The sequence below is a fragment of the Pseudomonas tremae genome, from assembly GCF_001401155.1.
Taxonomy (GTDB): Bacteria; Pseudomonadota; Gammaproteobacteria; order Pseudomonadales; family Pseudomonadaceae; genus Aquipseudomonas; species Aquipseudomonas tremae.
Genome location: NZ_LJRO01000191.1, coordinates 1 through 755, shown reverse-complemented (window position 1 = coordinate 755; position 755 = coordinate 1). Strand labels below are relative to the sequence as shown.

1 protein-coding gene and 1 tRNA gene are annotated in these 755 nt (G+C 56.8%); one reads left to right on the top strand and one right to left on the bottom strand.

All coding sequences use genetic code 11. The annotated features are described in order from the left end of the window. Positions 1 to 292: DUF932 domain-containing protein (locus ALO43_RS13250; protein ID WP_157062297.1), on the top strand; the 292-nt coding region annotated here is incomplete at its 5' end. Between the two features lie 355 nt (positions 293 to 647). On the opposite strand, the gene ALO43_RS13240 is transcribed toward ALO43_RS13250, so the two are convergent. Beyond that, positions 648 to 737, bottom strand: a tRNA-Ser gene (locus ALO43_RS13240). Positions 738 to 755: the final 18 nt, after the last annotated feature.

The following is a 755-nucleotide window of genomic DNA, read 5'->3' as shown; positions in this document are numbered from 1 at the left end:
AGCGTATTTCGGGCAGATCCTACACACCGAAGTCACCCCACGCAGCAGAACCCAGCCTGCGGTAAACCATGCTTTCCAGAAGGCCATGGCGCTCTACACAGGGCGCGGTCGCGGGTCCGACCTGGTATCAGCCAACGGTACTGCCTGGGGCTTGCTGAACGCCGTCACCGAGTACGTGGATCATGAGAGACGTGCCCGATCGGTAGACTACCGCTTGGACTCTGCCTGGTTCGGCCCAGGCGCGGGAATCAAACAGCGTGCGTTGGATGCTGCGCTTGAGCTCGTTGCGTGAACGTTCAGGCGCATATATGGGATGCCCAGAGGGGCATCCCATATTTCCTTTTTAGGTACAAAGGAGCTCATTATGTTAAAGCTAGCATTGGGCTGCGCTCTTGCGGCACTAGCCCTGATACTCAGCACGGCGAAAGTCATAGTCGCTGCAGAGATCAGCCCGCTTACGGTAAGCTTGCTTGCAGCAGCACTGGGATTGGTGATCCTGGCCGCCAGGGCTGCAGGTGGACCGAATAGCCGTCATACAGCCGGTTAGGCCCAATGGGGGCGCACAACTGCAGTGTGGGAACAGATGGGTGAACAACTAATGCCAAAAACCTAAAAGCCCCGAAAAACGGGGCTTTTAGGACACATACTGGCGGAGAGATAGGGATTCGAACCCTAGGTACCGGTGAAGGTACAACGGATTTCGAATCCGTCCCATTCGGCCACTCTGGCATCTCTCCAACGGCGCGCATCATAAC